At 45.5% G+C, this 26,086-nt stretch carries 20 protein-coding genes and 1 riboswitch; of the genes, 6 read left to right on the forward strand and 14 right to left on the reverse strand.

Features of this window, described 5'->3' with window-relative positions; all coding sequences use genetic code 11:
• Positions 1-3: 3 nt before the first annotated feature.
• From L1D44_RS13625 to L1D44_RS13635, 3 genes are read right to left on the reverse strand one after another with little or no spacing between them, the layout of a single operon-like run.
• Positions 4-2,526, reverse strand: coding sequence for a DMSO/selenate family reductase complex A subunit (locus L1D44_RS13625; RefSeq protein WP_239891435.1), 2,523 nt, complete (start codon positions 2,524-2,526; stop codon positions 4-6).
• A 39-nt stretch (positions 2,527-2,565) separates the two neighbouring features.
• The gene (locus L1D44_RS13630; protein ID WP_239891437.1) at positions 2,566-4,590 is read right to left on the reverse strand and encodes an MtrB/PioB family decaheme-associated outer membrane protein; all 2,025 of its coding nucleotides are present in this window, start codon (positions 4,588-4,590) and stop codon (positions 2,566-2,568) included.
• 18 nt (positions 4,591-4,608) lie between these two features.
• Positions 4,609-5,547, reverse strand: coding sequence for a DmsE family decaheme c-type cytochrome (locus L1D44_RS13635; protein WP_239891440.1), 939 nt, complete (start codon positions 5,545-5,547; stop codon positions 4,609-4,611).
• 713 nt (positions 5,548-6,260) lie between these two features.
• Between L1D44_RS13635 and L1D44_RS13640 the strand changes: the two genes are divergently transcribed.
• Positions 6,261-6,722 carry an isoprenylcysteine carboxylmethyltransferase family protein gene (locus L1D44_RS13640; RefSeq protein ID WP_239891475.1) on the forward strand — a complete coding sequence of 154 codons (462 nt, stop codon included), beginning with the start codon at positions 6,261-6,263 and terminating at the stop codon, positions 6,720-6,722.
• A gap of 173 nt (positions 6,723-6,895) precedes the next feature.
• Here L1D44_RS13640 and L1D44_RS13645 read toward each other — a convergent pair whose 3' ends face one another.
• Positions 6,896-8,368 carry a DUF1176 domain-containing protein gene (locus tag L1D44_RS13645; protein ID WP_239891443.1) on the reverse strand — a complete coding sequence of 491 codons (1,473 nt, stop codon included), beginning with the start codon at positions 8,366-8,368 and terminating at the stop codon, positions 6,896-6,898.
• 386 nt (positions 8,369-8,754) lie between these two features.
• Between L1D44_RS13645 and L1D44_RS13650 the strand changes: the two genes are divergently transcribed.
• The 4 genes from L1D44_RS13650 to L1D44_RS13665 all read left to right on the forward strand — a co-directional run bounded on the left by L1D44_RS13650 (position 8,755) and on the right by L1D44_RS13665 (position 11,089).
• Positions 8,755-9,066 carry a hypothetical protein gene (locus tag L1D44_RS13650; protein ID WP_239891445.1) on the forward strand — a complete coding sequence of 104 codons (312 nt, stop codon included), beginning with the start codon at positions 8,755-8,757 and terminating at the stop codon, positions 9,064-9,066.
• A gap of 45 nt (positions 9,067-9,111) precedes the next feature.
• Positions 9,112-9,837, forward strand: coding sequence for a hypothetical protein (locus L1D44_RS13655; protein WP_239891447.1), 726 nt, complete (start codon positions 9,112-9,114; stop codon positions 9,835-9,837).
• 2 nt (positions 9,838-9,839) lie between these two features.
• Entirely contained in the window at positions 9,840-10,742 is a 903-nt protein-coding gene (locus tag L1D44_RS13660) for a hypothetical protein (RefSeq protein ID WP_239891449.1), read from the forward strand.
• A gap of 131 nt (positions 10,743-10,873) precedes the next feature.
• Positions 10,874-11,089 (forward strand): hypothetical protein, encoded by a 216-nt coding sequence (locus L1D44_RS13665; protein WP_239891451.1) that lies wholly within the window; start codon positions 10,874-10,876, stop codon positions 11,087-11,089.
• 152 nt (positions 11,090-11,241) lie between these two features.
• Here L1D44_RS13665 and L1D44_RS13670 read toward each other — a convergent pair whose 3' ends face one another.
• The 7 genes from L1D44_RS13670 to L1D44_RS13700 all read right to left on the reverse strand — a co-directional run bounded on the left by L1D44_RS13670 (position 11,242) and on the right by L1D44_RS13700 (position 19,402).
• On the reverse strand, positions 11,242-11,754 hold the full coding sequence (locus L1D44_RS13670; protein WP_239891453.1) for a GNAT family N-acetyltransferase: 513 nt from the start codon (positions 11,752-11,754) through the stop codon (positions 11,242-11,244).
• Positions 11,755-12,276: 522 nt separating this feature from the next.
• The gene (locus L1D44_RS21775; RefSeq protein WP_345773636.1) at positions 12,277-13,851 is read right to left on the reverse strand and encodes a pentapeptide repeat-containing protein; all 1,575 of its coding nucleotides are present in this window, start codon (positions 13,849-13,851) and stop codon (positions 12,277-12,279) included.
• 23 nt (positions 13,852-13,874) lie between these two features.
• Complete coding sequence (locus tag L1D44_RS13680; protein ID WP_239891455.1) at positions 13,875-14,321, reverse strand: hypothetical protein; 447 nt, start codon at positions 14,319-14,321, stop codon at positions 13,875-13,877.
• Positions 14,322-15,320: 999 nt separating this feature from the next.
• Positions 15,321-15,887: a LemA family protein gene (locus L1D44_RS13685; protein WP_239891457.1), complete on the reverse strand. Its 567-nt coding sequence runs from the start codon at positions 15,885-15,887 to the stop codon at positions 15,321-15,323.
• Between the two features lie 77 nt (positions 15,888-15,964).
• Positions 15,965-17,227 (reverse strand): DUF3137 domain-containing protein, encoded by a 1,263-nt coding sequence (locus L1D44_RS13690; RefSeq protein ID WP_239891459.1) that lies wholly within the window; start codon positions 17,225-17,227, stop codon positions 15,965-15,967.
• Entirely contained in the window at positions 17,214-18,545 is a 1,332-nt protein-coding gene (locus L1D44_RS13695) for a DUF3137 domain-containing protein (protein ID WP_239891461.1), read from the reverse strand. Before L1D44_RS13695 ends, L1D44_RS13690 begins: the two co-directional genes overlap by 14 nt.
• 278 nt (positions 18,546-18,823) lie before the next feature.
• Positions 18,824-19,402 (reverse strand): thymidine kinase, encoded by a 579-nt coding sequence (locus L1D44_RS13700; RefSeq protein ID WP_239891463.1) that lies wholly within the window; start codon positions 19,400-19,402, stop codon positions 18,824-18,826.
• A 377-nt stretch (positions 19,403-19,779) separates the two neighbouring features.
• Between L1D44_RS13700 and L1D44_RS13705 the strand changes: the two genes are divergently transcribed.
• Entirely contained in the window at positions 19,780-21,915 is a 2,136-nt protein-coding gene (locus L1D44_RS13705) for a M3 family metallopeptidase (protein ID WP_239891465.1), read from the forward strand.
• 141 nt (positions 21,916-22,056) lie between these two features.
• Here the strand turns inward: L1D44_RS13705 and L1D44_RS13710 are convergent, their stop codons facing one another.
• The 3 genes from L1D44_RS13710 to L1D44_RS13720 all read right to left on the reverse strand — a co-directional run bounded on the left by L1D44_RS13710 (position 22,057) and on the right by L1D44_RS13720 (position 25,805).
• A complete protein-coding gene (locus L1D44_RS13710; protein WP_239891467.1) occupies positions 22,057-23,634 on the reverse strand; it encodes a Na+/H+ antiporter NhaC family protein in 1,578 nt (525 codons plus the stop codon).
• An 80-nt stretch (positions 23,635-23,714) separates the two neighbouring features.
• Positions 23,715-23,936: riboswitch (Lysine riboswitch) on the reverse strand.
• A 196-nt stretch (positions 23,937-24,132) separates the two neighbouring features.
• Positions 24,133-25,056 (reverse strand): FAD-binding protein, encoded by a 924-nt coding sequence (locus tag L1D44_RS13715; RefSeq protein WP_239891469.1) that lies wholly within the window; start codon positions 25,054-25,056, stop codon positions 24,133-24,135.
• A complete protein-coding gene (locus tag L1D44_RS13720; RefSeq protein ID WP_239891472.1) occupies positions 25,056-25,805 on the reverse strand; it encodes an electron transfer flavoprotein subunit beta/FixA family protein in 750 nt (249 codons plus the stop codon). The genes L1D44_RS13715 and L1D44_RS13720 overlap by 1 nt, the downstream gene beginning before the upstream one ends.
• Positions 25,806-26,086: the final 281 nt, after the last annotated feature.

The following is a 26,086-nucleotide window of genomic DNA, read 5'->3' on the forward strand; positions in this document are numbered from 1 at the left end:
CTCTTAAATCTTTTTAATGGCAACACGAATAGTGTGCTGTGGGTTACCTTTAGCGACAGGGCTAGGCTGGTAGCGTGTTAGCGAGTTGATTGCGCCGCCTTCATCAACGATGTGGCCAGTGCTGCCTCGCTTGTTACCTGGGTTGTACCAAGCACCTTGCCCTAGCGCGAATACACCTGGCGCGACACGTGGTGTGATACGTACAGTGACCTCAACTGAGCCGCGTTCGTTGTACATTTCAATCTTGTCGCCAGAGCTTAAACCGTGCTTAGCACCGTCCATTGGGTTAACCCATACTGCGTCTTCTACCGCTTCACGTAGCCATGGCACGTTGTGGTAGCTCGAGTGTGTACGACCCTTAGTGTGGTAACCCGCTAATTGAATTGGGTAATCTTCTTTAGCGTCTTCATCTTCATAACCGTCCCACGTTACTGTGTACTGTGGGATAGCCGTGATGGTGTCGCCTTTAACGCCAGTTGGATTTTGAGCACTGTTCTCTTGATCCCAGTTAGCTGCGCGCCATGCCAATTCAGCAGAGTAGATCTCAATCTTGCCACTTGGTGTAGAAAGCGGTTTACCTTCTTTAACGAAGCTTTGCAGTGAAACGTGATTGTCGTTCATGTTCTTGCGGAAGAAGCCAATCTCTTGCGCTTCTTTGTAAGTCGCTGGGAACGCAGGAGAAACACCGATGTTGTTACTGTTAGCTTTAGTGCTTTGGTAAAGCTCTTCTAACCACTCATCTTCGTTTTTGCCGTCTCTAAAGCCAGCGCCCACGCCCATCTTGTCTGCAATCATCGCAGCCGCTTCGTACATAGACTTACAATCCCACATTGTCTCAACAGATGAAGACATTGCCGTTAGGTAGCCTAGAGAGCCTGAAGCATATGAATCGTTAACTAAATCGTTTGATTCCAACCAACTAGTGTCTGGAAGAATGATGTCGGCAAACTTAGCGCCCGGAGTCATCCAGCAGTCACAAGATACGATGAATAGGTCTTCAGCATTGCGGAAGATTTCAGCGGTGTTGTTGATTTCAGCGTGCTGGTTCAGTAGCGAGCTATCTGATGCAGACAGAATGAACTTAATGTTAGCCCCCAGCGGCGTATCTAAACCGTCAGTACCACGAACGCCGTGACTACGTGCAGTCATGGTTTCGCCGTTTAGAATCGCTTCAGACCAAGTAAAGAAAGAGATGCTTTCTTTAACTGGGTTGCTGCCTGTTGGGATGCCAGCACGAGACATGCTGCTCATGTATGGTAGTTCACCGTTTGATGCGCCACGCACACCGAGTTTACCGGTTAACACTGAAAGCATGTAAAGCGCACGCATGCTTTGCTCACCGTTAGCTTGGCGGTTAACACCCGCACCAATCACTATGTATGGTGCTTTAGCTGTCATTAGCTTGCCAGCGATGTAGCGGATCTTCTCTGCAGAAATACCACAGATTTTTTCAGCCCATTCAGGTGTTTTAGCATCAGAGTAGATACCTTGACCCAGAATGTAGTCTTGGTAGTTTTCCTCTGGTTTCATCACTTTAGCGTATTCTTGCTTAGTGGCATCGCCGCTCGCTGCAAAAATAGCAATTTGATCTTCAATTGATTCTTTAGTGAAACCAACAGAGTGCTCAAGTACGAAAGGTAGTGATTGGCTATCAAAGTTTGCGTGGTTGATCATCTCATAAGCAACCGCTTCAGCAAATGCCGCATCGGTACCTGGACGAATTGGTAACCAGCTTGACTCTTTACCTAGCATAGAATCTGTGTAACGCGGATCGATCATGACCACTTCTAGGCCATTGTTTCTTTGTAGCGCCTGCAGGTAGTCGTAACCTTCACCTGAACCCGATTGACGAATTTCGCTTGGGTTGTATGCCACGCCTAGGAAGAAGTCACTGTCTTCGATAGTGATGGTTGACGAACCTGCAGTACTACCGGTACCGAAGGTGTGCTTCGCCGCTTCCATCTGCTGTGCCCAAGAGTAGTTACCATAAGCATTTAGGCAACCACCATTTAGGTTAAATAGACGGTTAAAACAAGCATTTGATGCAAAACCGTAGTAAGCACCAGAGCCGTAGCTGCGGAATACTGACTTAGCACCATTTTCTTGTGCGTAAACGGCTGATAGCTTTTCAGCAATAATGCTGGTTGCTTCGTCCCAGCTAATTGGTACGAATTCAGCTTTACCGCGCTCGCCAACACGCTTCATTGGTGTTTTTAGACGGTCAACGGCGTAGTTTCTTTGACGTAGTGAACGACCACGGGCACAGGCGCGTACTTCATGCAATCCGTACTCATCGGTTACTTGGTGGTCAGTTTCAACACGGGTCACGATACCGTCTTTAGTAAAGACCTTAATTGGACAGTTAGAACCACAGTTAACTAGGCAAGATGACCAATTCACCACTTCGTCAGTAACTGGCGGCTGTGGCGGGATAACATTGGCATCATCAGAGCTTGAATTACAGCCAGTAACTGTTGCGGCGCAGCCCAGCGCGGCACTCATTTTTAAGAAACTTCTGCGTTCCATAATCTTGTTTTCCTCAAACTTATTAGTGACTGAGCCGACTTATTTCAGCTTGTAGCTGAAGGTCAACATCAGTTGATGGGCGTTGTAATTGTGGTTCAGGTCACCCAAGGTGATTAAACCTGGAATGCTATCGGCGCTGACCGTAGCACTGTCGGTATCAAAATAGCGTTCAAACTGGTAAGCCAACTTGACTGCCATCTGCTCAGAGATCAGGTATTGCCCGTATAAACTCACGCTGTGGTTATATGAGTAATAGCTGCCATAACTATTGGTATTCGAGCTGCCAGTGTTATAGCCATTCACACCTGTATTGCTTGATGAGTTAGCAAATAGGTAATCAGTACCTAAAATTAATCTGCCATCCATTAAGCCGCTGTAGGTTGCACCTAGGCCTAAGTTAATGAATTCATCATTAATCTCTGTGTGCCAAACTGACGCTTGGTCACCACTTTGGTCTGAATCAATCCACTGCTGACCTGCGAATGCATAAACAGATAACGGCTCAGAGATTTGCGCATGAACGTTCATGTCATAACCGTAATCTTTAGCCTGAGTCAGGCCGATTACCGTGGCGTCATAGTCATCGTTGGCGTAGTAAGTGCTAACATCCAAAGTTAACCACTCAAGTGGCGCGTAGCTCGCTCTGGCGTTAACTTCTGTGCGCTTGCGATCGGCAAGGTTGTACTTGCGCATTAACGACTCGGTTTCGTCGCTCGTTAGCTCGTTCGCTTGATAGTCACTGCCGCCGCGCTCGCCATAGCTGACACCGAAATCTAGGGTTAGCTTGTCAATCGCACGGATGTTTAGCTTGCTCCAAAACTCATTGTCACGAGTTTCTTCACGCTCACCGTAGCTACGCTCAACTTGCTTGTAGTCGTAACCCGCTTGTAAGCGGTAACCACTGGCAATACGGTAGCTAGCGTTGGTTTTAAAGGTTTGACGCTCAATATCCATTGGTACATTTTGTTTAAACGCACCTGACATTGAGTTGAACTCGTATTGAGCAAAATCAAATACCGATGAGCGGTTATCACGCTTGCTGTAGTCATAGCTTGCGCCTAAGCGTAAGCGACTGCTTACTCGTGTGCTGGCAGCTAAATTTGAACTTAAAGTATCAACCTGACCGTCCCAGTTTTGAATGGGGTTGCCGCTCATCTGAATGAGGTCTTGATCTTGGATCATGCGACCAGTAACCACACGACCACTCAATACGCTAGAAGCTAAACGATACTGACCAGAAAGCGACACTTGGTGGGCTTGGTTGTCAGGCGCTGCGCTATAAACGTCATAGGCATATGGCAGGCTTAAATCGCCCATATGGTTGTCATAACGCGAACCGTTATAGCTCAGCTCTGACAACCAATTAGCGCCATCAAGTACCACGCCCGCACTGAATTTATCTGTGGTTTCATCAACCGCTTCAGCAAAGTTAGTTGGGCGTGGGCTGGTTAGACTTGCACTGCGGTGACCGGTTTTATCTTCGCGGTCATAGCGCGCATAGCTGCTAAGGCCTAGACCTAGAACTTCAGAAAAGTCATATTCGAAACCTATGCCGCTGCGCTGTCTTTGTAGCTCAAGATCCAAGACGCGAGTCTGCTCACTTGGCGTTAGCATGCCGTCATTTTGCCAAAGGTTAGTGGCGGCATTGCTGGCTTGATTAGTGGTAATCGTCTGGAAATCAACATCTAGCTTATAATGACCACTCTTACCTGCCTGCATGGTCACAAAGCCGTTTTCCATACCTAACTGATGAGCTTGAACTTTCGCTTTATAGCCACTTTGCTGATAAGCAAGGTCGGCATTAACGCCAGCGATAGCACCGTCATCACCAGTACCAAACTGGTTCATTGCGTGATTGTCATCGGCATCGATAGCGCCAACACTCACGCCTACGCTGCCAGTGTAACCTTGTGGCTCGACACAACGCTTACACTGATAACTCTCGGCTTTGATATTTGCCGTGTTTGCGTTTTGGATGCCGAAGTTGGCCGCCATAGCGCTACTGCACGTGCCTAGCAACGCCAGAGTGATCAGATTTAATGAAAAAGGTTTAATTAAACGCATATATAGTCACTCCTAGACTTAACGGGCAAAGTTGCTGCCAGCAGGATGGTTAGACCCATGGATCTTGCTGTGGCAATTTAGGCAACTCTTACCTGCACTGAATGCATCTAAACCCGCTTGGCTCGTCATACGGCTAGCATGACCATCATCGGCGTGACATTGCTGACATAACTGAGGAGTGCGAGACTTAAGTAAGTTGTCATTCACACTGCCATGAGGCGTATGACAGCTAGAGCAGTCTTCCATTACGGGTGCATGTTCCCACAGGAATGGGCCGCGTTTGTCGGCATGACACTCGGCACAGGTTTCATTTAGGCTTGGCTTGTTCAGTGCACTTTCTGTCATCGAACCATGAGGATTATGGCAATCGATACAGGTCATCTGATCCCACTTCATAGGGTGAGATGAGCGCTTGTTCATATCGGCTTTAGCGCGGGTGTGACATGAAGTACAAGTGTCATTCACAGTAAGACGGTCAAGAGCGGGATCTTTCGCGGCGTGAATGTTATGACAGTCGCTACAGGCCACTTCTTCTAAGTTGTGGGTGCTGTTATGCCACGCCATCTGCTTAGGATCGTTATGACATCCCAGACAAACACTGTTTTGGCTTGCAGCAGATAACTTGCTGTCAGGACTGAAGCTAATCATCGGCTCTTTGCCGCCACGATTATGCTTACCTAGTGGGCCATGACAGGCTTCACATTGGATGCCAGCCATAGGTGACTTGCTATTGCTCATGTCACCGTGAACGCCGTCAAAGATCTCCATTACCTTGGCGCTCTTCTTGTGACACATCAGGCAAGAGTCTGCTCCTTTTGGAGAGTACTTACCTTCGCTGAATTTCTCTGTTAATTTTTGCTCGAGTTGCGTTGAGTCAAGCTTATCCCATGGAGTTGCTTGCGCAGGCAAAACACTGATGAGCATAGTGAGTAAACTGCTAGCCATTAACTTGGCCATAAAATTCACTGACTTTATGGTTTTTATTGTGGACATTAACTACAGACCGGTTGTATATCGAAGGGGGTATTTTATTGAAGTAGGATATCTAAATTCAAGATTATGCATATCTGCCAATAAGTTGAGGCTTGCTGCATATTTTCTTAAAAACCGTCTATCACCTCACAATATAAACACGCAAAATAGATACACCTTCCTGTAAAGGTAAAACCAATTAACCATAAAAATCACAAGGATACAGCACGCTTGAGAATGATTATTATCTTTAGCAGTTGCCAATATAGAAATATTATGTAAACGATTTGCTTTAACGCGTCTAAATTCTTGAAGCTAGATCACTAAGAATTCTTAACTGATTCAGGCTTTAGCCACCAATACCTCATAAGATGTACCCAAATCGAACAAAAACTCTACAACTTTCGATTATTAACGAGTGAGTACAGCAAGGTTTTTCTCTAGCAGAGCAGCAAAAAATAACAGACAGCGGAATAAACACCTGCATAGTGATCATCTGAAAGACTTTCTAACTCTATCAATAGTTACCGCTTAGCGTATGATGCTTATAAACCAAGAAGCTGTTTATTAATGGCCGATAACATATTACTTTATCAATATTGAAGCGACTCAAAGGAAGAGCCTTGCAGAATTTCAAGATTAAGTTAGCGAGAAAGTTACAAAGCAAACTAGAAAACAAAATCCCGCCACCAATCGTCATGGTACTTTTCGCTCTGCTCATGGGGGCTATAGCACAAATAACCGATACAACTGGAATAACATCTAGTACAGCACCGACCATAGCAACCGACAGCTCACTGCCTTGGGTTCAGTTAATGGCTATTCTCCTACTCTTAGCTTTAGGTGTATTGTGTGCCTTTGCAGGCGTGATTAGCTTTAATCGAGCAAAAACGACGGTTCACCCACTCAAGCCAGAAACCGCGTCTGCTCTGGTAACATCCGGCATTTATCGATTCAGTCGCAATCCAATGTATCTAGGCATGGCATTCACCCTGTGCGCATGGGCGTGTTACTTAGGCAATATTTGGAGTCTGGTGGGGGTTATTGGCTTTCTGCTTTATATGTACCGTTTTCAAATACGTCCAGAAGAGAGAGCTTTAGAGCGATTATTTGGTCAAGCCTTTATCGACTATAAAAAGCGTGTCAGGCCTTGGTTATAACTTGAGTAAGCTTGAATAAGCTTAGATAGCAGCACGACTCTCATGGCTGTTCATCGGCTAAAAATCGATTTATAGAGGGGAAGCAACTGCGAAATCGCAACACTTCCCCCTGAAAATGCAGCCGTGATATAAAGCAAAATGAGTTAGCTTATATTCGTGGCCTAAACTAACGCTCAATAATCGTGAGAAATAAGCGACTCTTTCGTTAATTGAAGCTGCCTTAAACGCTTTTCAGTCAAATCCAGCTGACAGCCTATCATGACTGGTAACCCCATTGTTCCCTCGGCATAAGTCAACCTGACCACCTTACAGACATCATTACGGTAGCTTAACCAAGAGTCTTGCGAATGACTCAATGCTGCCGTTAACTCATCATTGGTTGTGACATTTTCAAGAGAGTTAATGGACTCAATAACGTCCGTGAGTTTAAGCTCGACACTCGCTAACTCTCTTAGGGCGCACTTCGCCATTCCCTCTGTGCTGTCCCCTTGCTCAGACTGACAATCAATTCCGGCCGCTGGATCCTCACCGACAATGACAGTACTGACTGTGGTGGGCAAATACCAAGCACCGCCAGGAGCAATTTGACGACAAGATCCTGTTGAATAAGAATCAGCTAAAATAAAGTCACTGCCATTCCAAATATAGCGCGCAGCCGAAATACAATCGCCAACCCCTCTTCCCAACATAAACTCGTAAATCGTTCCGTTTGCGTAATTTGTCGCACTTTCGGTAATTAACTTAGGTTCAATTTGCGGGTTATCGTCAACCAACCACACGGCATTACCATAGTTATATGCTGCAGACCAACAAAGCGTCGAGACCACAAATTGACTCTCGGTAATCCTAGCCACATCAAGGTTTAACTCACCATTTTCAGCAGGCGCAATATCACATGCCAGATTAAGTGCTTTTTTCATCCTGACTACAAACTCAGGATTGTTTGCTAATGCGCGATCCGCCTCTGTTGTTACTGGCAGTTGCTGCCCAGCAACAGCATGCACTGGTATAGAAATAACCGGGGCTTGTTTAGGCTGCACAATATTGGCGGTACTCGGACCTGTTTTAACAATACCGAAAGGTGTGCCCACCAGCCCTTGATAATCGTCCATCTTCAATAAAACGGCCGTGGAGCCAGTGGTCGACAAACGCCACTCTTCCCCTGCACTACTATTAAATTTAATAGAGACGCGGCCTTTCATCGTTAACGCGTTAAGCAATTGGCTTACCTGCTCTTTAGTTAGCTCACGCTCACCACTAAAGCTCACGCCCATCTCTTCATAAGCTGGCAGTTCAGCGCCAAGTTGGCTCTGGTAGTCGTCATTAATGCTCAGTGTGACAGTGTCATCTTGAACTGGGCTACTACCTGCTCCATATGAAATTGCGCCAAATTTCACTTTAGCTTTTATCTCGGCATTTGCGCCCGCAGCTCGCTCAAATATCACTGAAACAGGGGCGGGTTCCTCACCTTGTTGCTGATAATCTTGATTTTGGTAGCCTACGGCGCGGCAAGTATGGGTATTATCACAAACCACTTGCCAGTCACCGTGCGCAAAACTGAGTCCTTCGAGGGCCAATGCATCTTCAGGAATAGACACTGCAACAAGCACTGAAAAAAGCCCTACGGCTCGTAAATAACTTTGCATTAAAACTCCAATATACATCTAACAAACAGTCCGTTGAGTAAACAGTCAATTCAAGACTACTCATATTTAAGACAACTCGGGGTTAAGCCGAGCTTTTAGTTAACGCTTTAATTTTTATCGTATCCTTGATTAGCTTACAGCTTAATGACATACAAATCGCTATCGTGAATAGATAACAGTCAATGATATTCAAGCCAACGCCTCCCCCGTGACATCAATCACAAAACAAAAAGCATTATAAAAGTTTCTAATTCATATACTTGTAATCACAAAGCCTCTATCGATAAGGTGCCGCTTTCATTGCTTAATACCAATTTATCCCTTGCGTGATCCAGATGTTTATTGGAAAGCCGTTTATAAAAAAGATGATTAGGTCAAATAACACGATGCCAAAAGCTATCTCAACATTGATGCAAACTCCGCTCGCAAAGGCGCTGTTTGTTATTGCCATACCACTGCTGCAATTTATTGGCCCCAACTTTCTAATAGGCGTGGTACGTGTCGATCATGAAGGCGTAGGCACAGGTCTACTGTTTATCTTTAAATGCTTAATTTGGGTAAGCACACTGGTGATTGGCAGCTTAGTATTTTCTAAAATTTACTATAAAAGCATCCGTTACGGTTTATGGGCAAACAGCCCTTTAGCTATCCTTGTGCTTTACCAGTTAAGCCAAAACCTGCCCTACCTATTATCGTAAAACCTTAGGTCTTCAACCTCAAAACACCACAAGCTAAGGAAATGCATGGGTAATATCTTCGCGCCAAAAACCACCAGAACACAAAAAGTGCTGGGGTATTTTTTTATGCTGTTATTAGCCTTGATGATGGTTGCTGTATTTAGCAACACCTTAGTCAATGATGTTATTTACGAGCGACTCAGCTTATTGGCAGCAGCGCTATCGCTGCTTTTGCTAATAGCCCTGTTTTGGGGATTAAAGCAGAAAAACTCATGGATAAGAGTGAACCTTGATAATCAAGCACGCAGTCCTTTAAAAGTGATCTTTTCTGTCACTATCGGCTTGCCGATTATATTGCACTTCTCCCTCGCCAAAGGTTTGCCCGTGGTTCTACATACTTTTACGGCCGATAAAGCCGTCGTCATTGCCACTATTGATGATAAACGCTTTGGCTATTACAGCCGCACCTGTGATGGTGGTTTATACCTTGAAGGCTATCGTTTTTGGGGCAACGATTATATTTGCGGCATTAGCAAACAAGATTGGGATAGTTATCAAGCCGGCGACAAACTTGCGCTATATGGTAATAAGTCACGAATCGGTTTTACCTACCAAAAATACACCCTGCTCACCGATGAATTACTACAACAGATCATCGCACAATCAGCCGCCTTAAGAGCACAAACCATAACGGGTAATAAAGGTATGAGCCTTGAACAACCGCGCAAATTTATTGCAGATTCAACCCCTACTCCAGACTCAAGTTCAGACCCAGAAAGGTTACCCCAATAATCATGTCCTTATTAACTAAAGTCGGCTCTAAATCCTTAGCTGCAACTTGTGTTGCAAGCATCAGCATACTCAGCGGTTGTAGCCTATTACCAAGCAGTGTAGACAGAGAAAACGAACTAAAAATTCAAGCCTTGATGCTGGATTTAGGCAGTTGTCAGTTCGATGATCGTGAACGCAAAATCATGTATCAAGCGGCAGGTGCTGGTAACCGTATTCCCTTTCCCCTGCTTATCTGCGAAGGCAAACGCAGTGACTCCTACAATCAGCGCTGGTTACAAAGCCGCCGAGCAGTTGATTACAAGGTCCTTGGCAGTTATTTTGAGGCTACAGACACAAAATCGAGTGCCAGTCACACAGGTTACGGTGCTGCACTGATTGAAATCACTATGCCTGACTGGAGCGCTGTGTGCAGCAACCAAGGCTATGACGAAACAACCTGTGACCATATGGTTTATGGCATCAATGCACCGCACATAGATAAAGTGTCAAAAAACACAACACTGCAGCTTGAGCTTTATCAAATGAAATTAGCGCAAGTCAAAACCATTCCAGTGATTAAAGACACGATTTTAATGCCGCTAAAGCATAATGCTGCTGGCCAGTTAGTCGCTAATTGGGTGGAAGATGCTGGCGCACAAAGAACAACTCAAGCCCTTGCCGACAAACTGGGTGAGTCGATTGACAATAACGGTAAGCCATTACCCATCAGCAGCTATAACCTTAAATATGATCTGCTGCAGCAAAAGGATTTACCGGCGCAATATCGTGGCGTGTTCTATTACGCTACGCCGCAATATATTGACTACAGCAATCGACCGCTGCCGCAATATGCCATCCCGCTACGTAAGGGCGTACAAGTTAGAGGTTATAAAACCACTATTTATCGCGCCTACCCTACCCAATAAATGATTTGAATGAATAAAAAATAACGATGTTACTGCTAAATAAAAACTATTCACCAAGGCGAATATGGCGAAGCCATGTGCTAATAAGCGAGAGCTAGGGATAGCAAACTGGCCTTTAAACACGGATGTTATTGGAACACGAAGGACACGAAGAAAGGCTACAGTTCGCAGTAAGCTCAAATGTCGCTACTTCTGTGGGACGCTATAAAGCCATCCTTGGCCGCTCTGCGGTTTCCAATAACATCCCTGTTAAACAGCCAGTTCGGCATCCATGCCTCTCGTTCGAAGAGTATCTCTATGAGATACCTCACCCTGAAACCGAAGCCCATAGCCGCAGCGACATCTGACTAAGCATCTCACGAGTTAACTCACTAAGATGCAACTAGCTTGTTTTTGGACATAAATCATTTAGTGCTAAAGGTCTAAAGCTAGGTCATGGGACGAGTAAATTTATGGTGTTCAAATAAAGTTTACTCTGCCCCACATTTCTCATTTCTTATCATTGTGACCGAGGAATCGTATATTCGTAAAAAGCCACACCACTCTCATTTACTGGTTGCTCTACAAAACCTAACTTTTTAAGCAAGTTAACTGAAGCAACATTAGATGTTTCAACGCCACCAACAAGCTTTGACCACGACTCAATTTTAGCGACTTCTTCGATAAAGCTTTGCAATAACTCACTCGCCAGCCCTTTACCCCAATATTCTTCAGTGAGTATGTAGCCTATATGTGCATCGCTTTCGTTCTCTACATAGGCGAATAGAAAACCGATTAACTCATCTGTCTCGGATTTTACTTGAAGTAACCGACTCTCCAACAACATTCGATCGAACCAAGCTCCCGCCAATTCGCAGGAATTAATACCATGAAAATATGGAGGTAAGTTTTCAACAACTAATGGCGTAAGAATATTAGGTATCTGTTGGATCAGAACTGACCGCTCAGTTAAAGCAAGCTCACCTGAGACTTCAACAACTCTCAACCTCTGGGTTGCAAACGATATTGTCATAGAGTCTGCCTATTTAGATAAAAATCATAACGCCGCATTAAGGTGTGAGCAACGCGACCACTAAACCTAACTATACCACCCTAAACACAAAACCCAACGATGGAATGAAAAATGCCACAAACTTACCGATAGCACTCAAAGCCTCACCACCATTACCCGCTTAAGGTTTGATGGTGAATGTTATTACATCTTAGATTCAGGGTTTGATGACCATCAAGACTGGCAGAATAGTGAACATTGGTGGAAACCTTGGTAGGCCTCAACGCGAGGCCTTGTCGCTTTTTAAGCTAAAGCAATCACGCTGCGCTTGATAAAGGTCGTGAACTTCCAGCTCACACATGGGCAAGAAGGGGTCTAAAGCTAGGTCGTAGAATTAGGGAGTTTACCCAGACCCTACATATCTCTACATTAGCTTCCACCTCTTTTCCAATATTCTCGGCATTTACTAATACAGGTGAGCTAACACGCAAAGCGCTGGCTGAGAACAGAAAATCCCCCGCTCTCAGCTTGTTTTAGCTGTGATTAACAGCCCTTTGGAAATATCCAAACTTCAATAGCGCCGTCTTTACTGCCAAAGTCGTCACTTGATGAACTAGGGTTCGAAGGTGCCGTGTCTTGGGTCGGGGCACTATTACAGGTGGTGGCAGGGATTACTGACCAGCTTCCGCCACCCGCTCCGGCTCCACCGTCGCCAGCACCGCCGCCACCATAACCACCTCCGCCGCCACCGCCGCCAGAAGCAGTAAAGCTATCATCAGCATTCCCGCCCCTACCGTCAGAACCGACTCCAGGGTCGCCATTTACCCATTCACTATTAAGCCCTAAATATCCTTGTCCGCCTTGACCACCAATACCGTCTTTGCCGTCATTGGCGCCATTGCCACCATTACCCCATTCATTGGTGCTGCCACCGTCGGCGACATCAATAATGGCTTGGCCTACGCCAATGGTTCCTTGGCCAATAATTGATGAGGCCGCAACGCCACCAGCGCCGCCATCAGTGCCATCATTCAGCCATCCAGATGACTCACCACCGCCGCCACCGCCGGCAATTAGTATGACATCGTCTTCAAGTGAAGTTGGGCTGCTTTGTGCAATCATCACCAGAGTCGACGAACCGCCGTCACCATCGATATTACTCAGTGTGCCACTTTCACCGATGAAGAAATTGAATGATGTTTGTCCATAATCATCGAGGAAATGAGAGAGTGTTGTGACTGTTGAGGCAAAACCGCTGTTACCACCGTCACCGCCAGAGGTCCAGAGTCCACCATTCGTGCCAATGCCACCTTCTCCTCCCCAGGCTAAAATCGCCATTGGTGTGTCGTTGTCCAAAGTGGTATCTAGCGATGAGCTCACTTGGCTGAAGATATCAACCAAATTAACAGAGGTAACTAGCTCTGAACTATCTATTGCTTCGCAGGTTTTGATTTGCGTGCCGCCATCAAGGCCACCCGTTTCTGTGGTACAAACCTCTTTATCTTTGACTAACAATAAACACTTATAAACGGTGTTGCCATCTTCGGTAACACCCTGCTTAACAGAGTCGCACGGATCTGTTTCGGCAACAGGAGTTGAATTACAAAAACCTACAGAGGTGATATCACAAATACCGCCATCTACCCATGTTGCGCCAACAAGATTAGCGTTATCAAACTCAGTATCGGTGACAGTGGCATTATCTAGATCTGCCGGAGATAATTGCGCGCTGGAAAGTAAAGTGCCACTTAGGTTGGCATTACTCAGATCGGCATAGGTCATTTCCGAACCGCGAAAATCACCGTTACTCATGTCGGCGCCACTAAAATTAGTGCCTGTAAGGGTTGATTCGAAAAGATCGACATTGGTTAATATGGCATCACTTAAATCTGCGCCAGAAAGATCGGCAAATGTGAGCGTGGCATTATTTAGGTCAGCGCCCGATAAATCACAATTTTGACATGTATTAGTAGAAATCAGCGTCGTTACATTATCATCGCTAGTATCTGCGTAAGCAGGGCTTATTAGCACATTGCCAATGGTTGTCAGTAAATTGGAAACCACTGAATAGTTAACGCTATTTGCTTTTGGTTGCGATTCACTGTCAGGTGTTGTCACTAAGAAGGTGGTATCTGTGGTATCTACATGCTGACCGTGGGTAGCACTAGTTGGTATTCGCCTGCTGGAATTACTGCCGATACACACTCATCATTGGCGGTAATGCTCAGTACTTGCTCACCATTGCTATTATTAAACACCATAGAGTGATTTGAATTGCTGTTACTATCTTCAAAACAAAATGTATGTTTGAGAGTACGCGAATACTGGTAGGGGATGAGATCTGAACCTGACTCGCCGTTAGAATCACCTTCTAACGTTGCCGAAGGTGGCTCAAGAAATAAAGCAACGGTACCTTGCTCGGGGCTCGCACGTAAGCGACTATTATTGGCAAAGTCTTTTTCGGTTAAAAGTTTTGTCTGTATTTGAGTCTCATTGTTGCCGCTATCACAAGCTGTCACCAAGGTGAGAGAAAATGTTAACGCCAACAACGCGTTAAAGTTGCCGCGGCAATCATTGATAGTCTGCACGTTATTTTCCTTATAATGGAACAGATTTTTCTGAGGTTGTAGATTTTTATGAAGTGGTAAATGGGCTATTCCTAAGCCACTGAGCACGCAAGGCACCATTATCCTTTACGATAGTGAATTAGAGTGCCGTTTGAGTCAACCGCTAATGAGAATAGCAACCGGTTGCATTTCGTGTCCTGATTGATGTATTTACAAGAATTTATTATCTAGCGCCTAAGCTGCATCAACGCAATCAAAGTGGCCATCAAAAGATAGGACAGGCATAAATTAAAGACTATGCAAAACTTTTCACATTCGATTTTGTATAGCCAAAGCTTAACTTCTGCGACTAACCACTTCTATCTGTGAAAATGATTTAGGGGCACCTCCAAGTTAGACCCAAAACCACGAGCCCTAATCAGTACGCAAATTACCTAGTGTAGATACGGCCGTGACCGTCCATGACTGGATGTCATGGCCGAGCCTCCAAGGATGGACTTGCGGCGTGTCACGGCAGTATCTGCACATAAGGTCGTTCTTTCACATCCATGTGATCACGACATTCGGACATCCTGTCCAGCACCCGCTGCAGGCGATTAATCACTCTAAATCGACAATTTAGAATGAGTTATCCTATGGCGACTATACAAACAAAAATGTAACCAACCTTCATTCGAAGGCTAACCGACTTTGGGGCAAAAATGAGTTACTGAACGTACAGAAAACACCTGTTCCCCTTCGGAGTTGCCGAAATGCGTTGGAATAAATCGCGTGATGCCGACATGGATGTCGGCGTAGCTTTCGCGGGGCAGGATGCCCCATCGGAAGCGTTAGCTATTTATCCATAAGCATGAGGAAGACAACTTCGTTTAGGGCGGCTAGGGAGATGCAAGAGGGGGAAGCTGTTGTCCCCTCTTGCCCGGGTGTGGGATGGAATCCCACGACGTTTATCAAGCGCAGCTTGATTGCTTACAGCTGCGAGGCGTAACTCAGGCGTAACCTGATACCCAGCCCAACGTCTTAAAGATTAGGCTTATACTCAAATCCCGCTTGTGCTTCGCTATCACTAAAGCTCGCGATTTTCTGCTTACGCACCAAGATGCTGTTGATGAGTGAACCTGGGAACATTTCAATGGCATTATTAAAGTCTTCTACATTGGCGTTGAAAATACGAATTGCCGCGCCAATCTGCTCTTGCTGCTCACTGATTTCAGCCATCAATTTCATGTACACATCAGATGCTTTAAGCTCTGGGTAGGCCTCAACCGTCAACTTAAGGCCTTGCATTAATTCATTCGTGCGCTGCTCAGCGGCAGCTAGTTTGGCGGTATCAACACCGGCGCTCATATCCGCAATGGCGCTGCGCAGTTCAGTCACTTTGGTTAACACTTCAGACTCGTGCAGTTTGTATTGCTCAACTAGCTGCTCAACCATAGGAATAATCTTATTCTTCTGGCGCTCTTGAGTCAGTACCGACGCCCAAGCGCGATCTACAGCGTTATGTTTACCAATAATGCCGTTGTACAACATGATGACTGCGACGACCACTACGGCAACAACAATCAAGCCTATTACTGAACTATCCATTTAACTTTCCTTTTTATCTTCTATTTAACTGGGTAAATTGTTTTGGGCTTAAAGCGATTAAAACTTTGGCCACCGATTTAAGCGCTGACCTTAAAGTTGTTATCGCTATAGCGCATCATCTCGTGCACTATTTCAAGCATTTGCTTCATTTGCTTTAATTCGGTATGACCTGCTAACTCTTCGGCGAACGCTTTGGGGTTATCTAATCCATGTACTCGTTTAATCGCTAATAAGTCATCGGTTACCGCCAAACACAATCTTCCTTGCTGGCTGAATTCGAATACTGGCTTTTTTAGCTGTTTAGCAAATACAGCGAGTTTTTCTTCGACTGCAGGCGATAGCAAACGTGCTGCAGTCATCAACTCTTTGGCATAGACGCGATATTGGCGATTAAACGCATTAGAGGCACTTTTATAGCGTTCACCACGGCGCTTTATGCCAAAGTCACTGGCAATACTCATATCACTGGCAAAAGGAAAATCAAGTAATACGCCGTGACGATAATAATGATCTCTGACCGTTCTCGTGGTGGTTTTACCATTCGCATCTGTTGTGGTTTCAGTGCGCTTTATGACGTAATGAAAACGATAGAGCTGGTAATCAAACTGGTGAATATCGCCTTGATACCTGCTCTTGTAGAGGCTCTGGATCTCTCGTAGATCATTGCCGCGATCAAACTCCTTAAAGCTGCCCTGAAGTTCTTTAGCTAGCTTCTTGCCCTCAAAAGGCACGGCTTCTAAATTATTATTAAATAACGCATCTTTTAAAAAGATTGTATCCGACAACTTATTGCGCCATTTCATTCGGCCTCGAAGCCAAAACAGCATTAACACGCCAATCACGCCGTTATGCGCCGCAAACCCTGAGCTTGGGTACCAAAAGCCTAAAAACGAAGCTAAGGTTTCGAAATACATATTCCAATACCAATGAGCCCATTGCGGGATCAGGTTGAGCCCTGCGCCCACAGCCGCCATCAATAGCATGCGTCCCCATAAGGGCCCGGGGATGGGTAGCCGCTTACCCTTGTCTTCAAAAAAACGGGTTAGGGTTGCCAAGCCTAACATCGGATACCAGATCACACTGTAGCCCAGTGCGCTGCTCAGAATGTGCATCACAAAATCGGGGACTACGAGTCCCAACTCGAAAGCCACCGGCAACAAGGCAAAAAACAGCGAAAGCGCGCAAAAAAAGCGATACCAATTATCCCGATAATCTAACGGCCCTTGGTGGTGCTCGACTCTATGCACTAATGCTATCAAGTCATCTTGGCTTTTTGCTGTTTCAACATCACTGCGAATAGCAGCAATATTGCGAGTCACTTGAGCATTATGTGCAAGCATGGGTGTTGATCTCCCTATCATTTAATTGCGTTGCGTCAGTTGTTTTGTTCGCATTGGTTACAAAATTATTATCCGACAGGCGCATAAGATCATGGATCGCTTCAAGCAGTTTTTGCACCCGCTTTAGTTCGGTATGGCCGGCAATTTCCTTATAAAATTCATCTGGCTTTGCCAGTGAATGTTTACGTTTTTCAATAATCAGCTTACTGGTGGAGGCAATACACAAACGGCCATCGGGGGCGATCTCTACCATAGGCGAAATAAAATTCCGATTGAGATCGAGTAAGGTTTCTATCATTGCTGGGGATAAAAAGCGTGCCGCGGTGAGTTTATCGCAAGCCAATACTCGATAAATGTCATTAAATGCATTCGATTCTGTTTGATACTTTTCTCGATAAACCGAGCCTTTAAGTTTTACCTCATCCTCGGCATCTATGCATAAGCCTTTAGCAAATGGGAAATCGAGCAACATACCGTAACGGTCGCGATCCTCATGCACGGTTTTGGTTTTATAACCGCCATTACCATCTGAGCTGGTTTGCGTGCGTTTTACCGTGTACTGAAAGTGATAAAGTTTATAGTTAAAGCAGTGCTGCTCGCCTTGATATTGTCCTTCAAAAAGCTGCAGCATATCGCGGCTGCCATTACCTCGACGAAACTCTACAAACTGTTTATCAAGGGCGCTTACTTTATCTTCTGCCGATGCCTTAGCTTGTTTTAAGCCATTATTAAATAGCGCGTCTTGCAGGAAGATTTTGTCAGAAAGGTGTTTACGCCAATTAGCACGATAATCCAGCCACACCCAAGTGAGTGAGCTGGCAATAATCAACACAAACCACAGCGAAAATTGATGGTCGTCAATTTCGCCTACGCTAATCACATAGCCAAAACCATACATCAGCGCCCAATAGATTTTAGGCCACTCAGGCACAAATATTGTCACTGCAACCATTGCAGCCACCAGCAGTGCAAAATTCACAGGCATAGGGACAGGCAACCAACCGCGCTCGTGGCAAAAACTGACTAACAATGTGCTCAGCGCTACTGGGAGCCAATAACAAGAGTAATCAATAACTAACTTAGCTAATGGCTCAACTTGTTCATACCAGAGCCGCATAAATATGAAGACGATACACAAAACACTAGCGCTAACCAGTAACCACTTAATCGCGTGCGTTATCTTATCGCGGTAATCCAAGGGTCCCGGATGGTGTTTAACTTGATTGATGACCTCAAGCAGATCACTTTGAGAGGTAGCGGCATCAACATCACTGCGCAGCTTGGCAATATGTTGTGCAACAATTTGGTTATGCTGCATTAAAATCCTTGTACAACTACAGACTAAGGGTAAAAAAACAAGGGACGAATTATGCAGAAAAAACACTAAAAATACAGCGGTTTAAGTCACTTTTTATCAAAGCGCTATCGGCCAGTTATTTTATAAAATATAAAGCGCTTTATAGCGGGGCTTTGAGGTTAGTAACAACTTACATTGTTTTTATTAGATAAAAACAATGTATAAGCGCTATAAAAAATTTACAAAAAAGGCCAACACTTGCTAGCGTTGGCCTACTTTATCTCTAGGAGCAATCGTCATTAGTCCCAGATAAATTCTCTAAAGTGCTTACGACACACAGACTCGTAGCTCTCGTTACCACCAATGGCGACCTGTTCGCCTTCACGCATCGGCTTACCATTGCCATCGAGACGTACTACCATATTGGCCTTACGACCGCAGTGACAGATGGTTTTAAGCTCGACTAGCTTATCGGCCCATGCCAGTAGGTATTGGCTGCCACTAAATAACTCACCTTGGAAATCGGTTTTAAGGCCGTAGCACAGTACAGGGATATCGAGTATGTCGACCACATAGGTCAATTGCTTAACCTGTTCTTTGCTTAAAAACTGAGATTCATCGATCAAGATGCAGTGTAGGACTTGTTCTTCATTGGCGGTCACGATCAGTTTCGCGAGATCATCATCACTACCAAACACTTGAGCATCGGTCTCAATACCGATACGCGAAGCGACTTTACCTACGCCATACCTGTCATCAATTGACGCCGTCATTACCAAGGTATTCATACCGCGTTCACGGTAGTTATAAGAAGACTGCAATAACGAAGTTGATTTACCCGCATTCATCGCTGAGTAATAAAAATAGAGCTGCGCCAAACTAAAATCCTTAAAGGTGAATTCGCAGCTAGTTTAGACTGTTTACCATAAAAAATCACCTTACAGACACCATTCCGTGACGGATATTAGTTATAAACCGAGAAAAATCTATCTATGACAAAACACTTACTTTTCACCGTTATTTAGTGAGTACAACTCATAATTCGACTTAAGCAGCAAAAAAACCTATTTTCCTATCTGGCTTGATATACAACCTCTCCGTAAACAAAACGTTAACTACCGTCTTATTATGTGACAAAGACTACAAAACTCACACAAAACACTGCATTGGCGCACAAAATCAATCAAATTAAGACACTTTTAATACCCAAATATTAGATTAGAAGCACAATTATAATAAAGGAAGTCAAAAATCTATGCATAAGACACTCGTTGCAGCGGCTATTGCCGCGACCTTAGCCTTGACCGGCTGCTCATCGACGGCGCCAACTCAACATTCAAATGTAGAGATGGTGCAAACACAAAACCCATTCTTACAGGCGAGTAAACTACAATACGAAGCGCCAGACTTCACTCAGATTAAGGATGAGCATTTTCAACCAGCATTAGAGCGCGGGATTAAGGAGCACTATCAAGAGATCTTAACGATAGCGAATAACCCACAAGCAGCTACATTTGAAAACACCATAGTGGCGATGGAGAAAAGCGGAACACTCCTCAACCGCACCTCAAAGGTTTTCTACAACCTAACTGGCTCAAACAGTAACCCAGAGCTGCGCAGAGTACAGGGTGAGATGGCGCCAAAAATGGCTGCACATTCAGACAACATTAACCTTAACCCTGAACTATTTAAACGCATTGAAACCCTCTATAACCAGCGCGCAGAGTTAGGCTTATCGGCAGAGGAAAGTCGCTTAGTCGAGGTTTACTATAAACGCTTTGTTCGCGCCGGTGCTAAGCTTACCGAAGAGCAAAAGCAGCAGATCCGAGTGCTGAACGAAGAACAATCAACACTGACCAACGAGTTTGCTCAGCGTCTCATGCGTCAAACAAAAGAGATCGCCGTTATCATTGATAGCAAAGCGCAACTTGCAGGCTTGTCTGACAGTGCCATTAAAGCCGCGGCTATCGATGCTAAAGCCAATGGTCATGAAGGTAAGTATCAACTCAATATCACTAACACCACCCGCCAACCTGTGCTGACACAGCTAGAGGATCGAGAGTTACGTCAACAGATCTGGCAAGCCTCTGCCAATCGTGGTCTTGAGGGGGAGAATGAAACCGCATCACTGGTTGCCCGTCTCGCCCAACTACGCGCTGAACGAGCCCTACTACTTGGCTATGACAACTGGGCAGAGTACCGCCTAGAGCCGCAAATGGCTAAGACGCCAGAAGCAGTTTATAAAATGTTTGGCTCTATGGTACCAGCCGTTGTTAAAAACACTCAAAAAGAAGCTGCCGATATCCAATCGATGATCGACAAAACTGGTGGTAACTTTGAATTAGCACCTTGGGATTGGGCCTACTATGCCGAGCTAGTACGTAAAGAGAAGTTCGACTTAGATGAAGCGGCTATTCGCCCTTATTTCGAGTTTGATCGCGTCTTAGAAGATGGCGTGTTCTTTACCTTGAAAGCACTCTATGGCGTTACCCTAAAGCCACGTCCCGATCTTCCTGTATACCATGAAGATGTAAAAGCCTATGAGATGTTCGATGAAGACGGCACCAGTATGGCCATCTTCTACGCCGATTACTTCTCACGTGAAGGTAAGCGCGGCGGTGCATGGATGAGCTCGTTCGTGACCCAATCAGAATTACTTAACAGCAAGCCAGTTGTCGTTAACGTAATGAACATTAAGAAGGCACCTGAGGGTGAACCCACTTTTGTCAGTTACGATGAAGTAACCACCATGTTCCATGAGATGGGCCACGGCACTCACGGCATGTTCTCTAAAGTTACCTACCCGACTCTATCAGGCACTGCGGTGTCACGCGACTTTGTTGAATTCCCATCGACTTTCGAAGAAGACTGGGCAGCCCATCCAAAAGTGCTAGCGAACTATGCTAAACATTACGAAACGGGTGAGCCTATTCCACAGGAATTACTCGGTAAGCTGCTTAAGTCCCGTAGCTTTAACCAAGGCTTCGATACCTTAGAGTATATGTCAGCAGCGCTTGTGGATTTAGAGTGGCATACTCTTGAAGCTGGCGCGCCATTGCAAGATGTCGCAAGCTTTGAAGCCGCAGCGCTTAAGAAGCACGGCGTAGACTTACCCGCGGTTCCGCCGCGCTATAAGTCAGCCTACTTCGCTCACGCTTTCCCAGGTGGCTACTCGGCAAGTTATTACGCCTATATGTGGAGTGAAATTTTAGCCGCTGATGCCTTTGCTTATGTGCAAACGCAAGGTGGGTTAGATCGCGAGATTGGCATGAAGTTTAGAAAAACGATTCGTGAAGTGGGCAACACCGTCGCCCCTATGGATGCCTATAAAGCCTTTAGAGGCCAAGAGCCAACAACTGAGGCACTACTAGAGCGTCGTGGACTAAACTAAGCTATCAAAGCGCTATACATAGCCTGAAAACAAAAAATCCGCTCTAAACAGAGCGGATTTTTTTAGTTAATGCCTATCTTTAATCTATGAGTTAACTTTCCCTTTTCTTCCTCAAAGCTTGGTCAGATTGACAAGATTAACTTACTTACACTGGGCATCGGGTGAACAAGCCTTAATGCGCAGTAGAATGACACTGATGACAAACAGTAGGCTACATGCAATCAAGCCAGCCATAACCGACTCCGTAAAGCCAAGCACTAAGTAGCCCACCAAGCTGATCCCTGCAACGATTAATGCATAAGGAAGCTGGGTCATCACGTGATCGATATGATGGCAGTTTGCACCAGTCGATGACAAGATGGTGGTATCAGAGATTGGTGAACAATGGTCGCCAAATACAGCCCCAGCAAGTACTGCCGACAACATAGGTAACATCATGCCCATGTGGCTCCCCATCGCCATATCAGCAGCGATCGGTAACATGATACCGAAGGTACCCCAACTAGTTCCCGTTGAGAAAGCGGTTAAGCCAGCAAGAATAAATAGCACGGCTGGTAGCATCGCAAATGGAATATTACCTGTTGCTAGGCTCGCCATATACTTACCCGTTTCTAGCTGACCAATCACACCTGCAATCGTCCACGCAAACAGCAAGATATAGATAGCGGGTAACATAGATTTGGCGCCTTCAAATAGGCCTTTAGCGATCATAGATTTCTCTACACCTTGGTAGAGCACTAAAGCAAAGGTCACCGCTAAGCCAATTAACGCGCCGAAGAACAATGATGAACCCACATCGGTGTTTTCGAATGCACCAATCAGGCTAAATTCTAGTCCTTTAGCGGCTAAGGCATCACCGCCGCTGCTCACCATAAAGTAAAAAGTTGCCAACACTAATACCGCGATAGGTAGGAACAATCCCATCACCTTACCGGTGTCAGCCTCTGGTAAGTCTGAGTTGGCTCCCGGTGGTAAACCTTTAGATTCATCATAGAGATCACCCTTCTGCGCATTAAGTTCATGTTGACGCATTGGACCAATATCCAGCCCCATCAAGGCAACGCAAAGCAGTAATAGAAGTGCAAAAATCGCGTAGAAGTTCATTGGGATCATCTCAACGAACACACTTAGATGTCCCGTTTCGGTGAAACCATGCGCCGTCAAGATGCCACCAATCAAGGCGATGATATAAGCACCCCAGCTTGATACTGGCGAGATCACACAGATTGGCGCGGCTGTCGAGTCCAGCAAGTAAGCGAGTTTACTTCGAGAAATGTAGTAACGGTCGGTCAGTGGTCTTGCGACGCTACCAACAACTAAGCTGTTGAAGTAGTCATCGATAAACACCACACAGCCTAAGAACATGGTAAGGAGTTTTGCATCGCGCTTATTACGGATATGAGTACGCGCCCAATCGGCAAAGGCTCTCGCCGAACCACTAACCGTAATCAGTGCAGTGATCATTCCCAGCAGTACTAAGAAACCTAGAATGTATAAATTCCAGCTATTAAGGGCACCCTCATCCCAAACAAGAGCGGAAACTTTCTCACCTAGGTATTGTGCTGTTTGCATGGCAGAGAAGTCGGTAAGCAGCAGCGCTCCCAATACAATCCCCACACCCAAAGAGAGTAAAACACGACGCGTTAACATCGCCAGTACAATTGCGACTACCGGAGGTAGTAGCGACAGAGCCGAATCGGCATAGCTTATAATTGTCATTTAGTTATATTCTTCGCTAAGTACGAATGGAGGGCGACTGAACTGGTGGGATATAGCAATAGATATCTGATTACACCTGTCCTATCAGTAGCGCTCCATAGTAATATTAATGGTTCGTCATCAATATAAATCTTCTTATCTTCCGGATAAGAAATACTATGGCAGTGCTGCCCCTATTTGGTCGCAGCCCCAGCAACTAGCCCCGATATGCTATGTCACTTCGGCATTAAATCCTTTCTCGATAGATCAGTGGCATCACCCTACTTATCGATACTCATATTTAATGCACCTCTACTTCTCAGGACGCTATTTAAGACTAGCTCAAAAAGCGTGACGGACATAAAAACATAAGCGGCTTTAGGGATGCTACCCTAAAGCCGCTTATCGTGACACAGATCACCAACAATACCAAGACAACCCACTACTTATTAACAAAGAGCACACCTTAACAAAACATCTCAGGTTTGGCTCAAAGCAAGTTGCTTGACTGCTTTTGCCTTAAAGCTGGGCTAATAATTGCGGCACAGCGTCAAACAGATCCGCCTCTAGACCGTAATCGGCAACTTGGAAGATAGGTGCCTCTGGATCTTTGTTAATCGCCACAATGACCTTCGAGTCCTTCATACCTGCAAGGTGCTGAATCGCCCCAGAGATCCCCACGGCAATATAGAGATCAGGCGCGACAATCTTACCCGTTTGACCAACCTGCAGATCGTTAGGCACAAAGCCCGCATCCACTGCTGCTCGAGATGCACCGACCGCGCCACCTAGCTTGTCTGCCAGCTGCTCAAGAAGGGCGAAGTTTTCACTGTTACCGAGCGCGCGCCCGCCAGATACCACTACCGATGCGCTGCCAAGCTCTGGGCGCTCCGATTCGGTAAGACTCTGCTCGACAAACTCAGCTTGTGGTGCAACATCTTGTGTAAGAGCTACCCGCTCGGCATTGCCATCAAGCGCAACCGCATCGAATGCACTGGAGCGCACTGTCATCACTTTCTTGTCATCTAAACTTTGAACCGTCGCGAGTACGCTACCTGCGTAGATAGGGCGGACAAATGTGTCACTGCTGACCACCTCTATCACTTCTGAAAGCTGAGACACGTCTAATAACGCTGCCACGCGCGGCAACACATCTTTACCGAAACTTGAGGCTGGTGCTAAAACGTGTTCATAATCAGACGCGATTCCAAGCATCAACTCAGAAATGTTTTCAGCTAAATGATTGGCATAAGACGCCGAATCGGCAACCAAGACATTGCGTACACCGGCAAGCTTTTGCGCTTCGCTGACGACGCCGTCACAATTATGCCCAACAACTAATACGTCGATCTCGCCACCAATAGCCTGACCACATGCAACCACCTTAGCGGTATCGAGCTTTAAACTGGCGTTATCGTGTTCTGCTAATACTAAAATTGCCATTAGATCACCTTCGCTTCATTCTTTAACTTTTCAACCAACTCTTCTACAGACGCAACCATCACACCACCACTACGCTCAGCTGGAGGAGTGACCTTAATGATTGTCTGATGTGACTTTAGCGTAACGTCAAAATCTGCTGGGGTAAGCGTCTCTAGAGGCTTGCGCTTGGCTTTCATAATATTAGGAAGCTTGGCGTAACGAGGCTCATTTAGACGAAGATCTGCGGTAACCACTGCTGGCAATGGCAGATTAATGGTTTGCAGACCGCCATCAATTTCTCGGGTTACCACAAGTTTATCACCATCGAGCTTCACCTCTGAGGCGAAGGTGGCTTGTGGCATCTTTGCAATCGCCGCAAGCATCTGTCCGGTTTGATTGTTATCACCATCAATTGACTGTTTACCTAAGATCACCAATTCGGCCTGCTCTTTTTGCTGCACGGCATGGATTAGCTTAGCAATCGATAACGGCACTAACTCTTCTTCGGTTTCGATATGAATCGCGCGATCGGCTCCCAAGGCTAGCGCAGTTCTTAGCTGCTCCTGAGAGGCTTTAGGCCCGATGCTTAATACGACAATTTCAGAGGCGCTTCCTGCTTCCTTTAAACGAACGGCTTCTTCAACAGCAATCTCACAAAAAGGGTTAATCGCCATTTTTAGGTTTGCGGTATCAACGCCAGTATTGTCAGCGTTAACCCTGACTTTTACATTGGCATCGACGACACGTTTAACTGGCACCAATACTTTCATAGGGCTTCCTTCTTACGTCTCTTATAATGTTCGAAGTTAAGTAACGAGCCACAAGCTATAACGCACATGTGACTATATTACCGAAATTAGAGTCACTTTACGTGCTGTTGACGTTAACGTCAACCTGCTTTCAAACACCCGTTCATCGGTAATTAGTCCTACATAGCTATTGCCTGATATAAACAGACCTAAAACATTTATTAACGCTTAATATTAGTTCTGTCATTTGAATTAACGATTTAAAAGAATAAATAATTCAGAAATAGTATTTGATCATAGGC

It is taken from the genome of Shewanella sp. Isolate13 (assembly GCF_022398325.1).
Classification (GTDB): Bacteria; Pseudomonadota; Gammaproteobacteria; order Enterobacterales; family Shewanellaceae; genus Shewanella.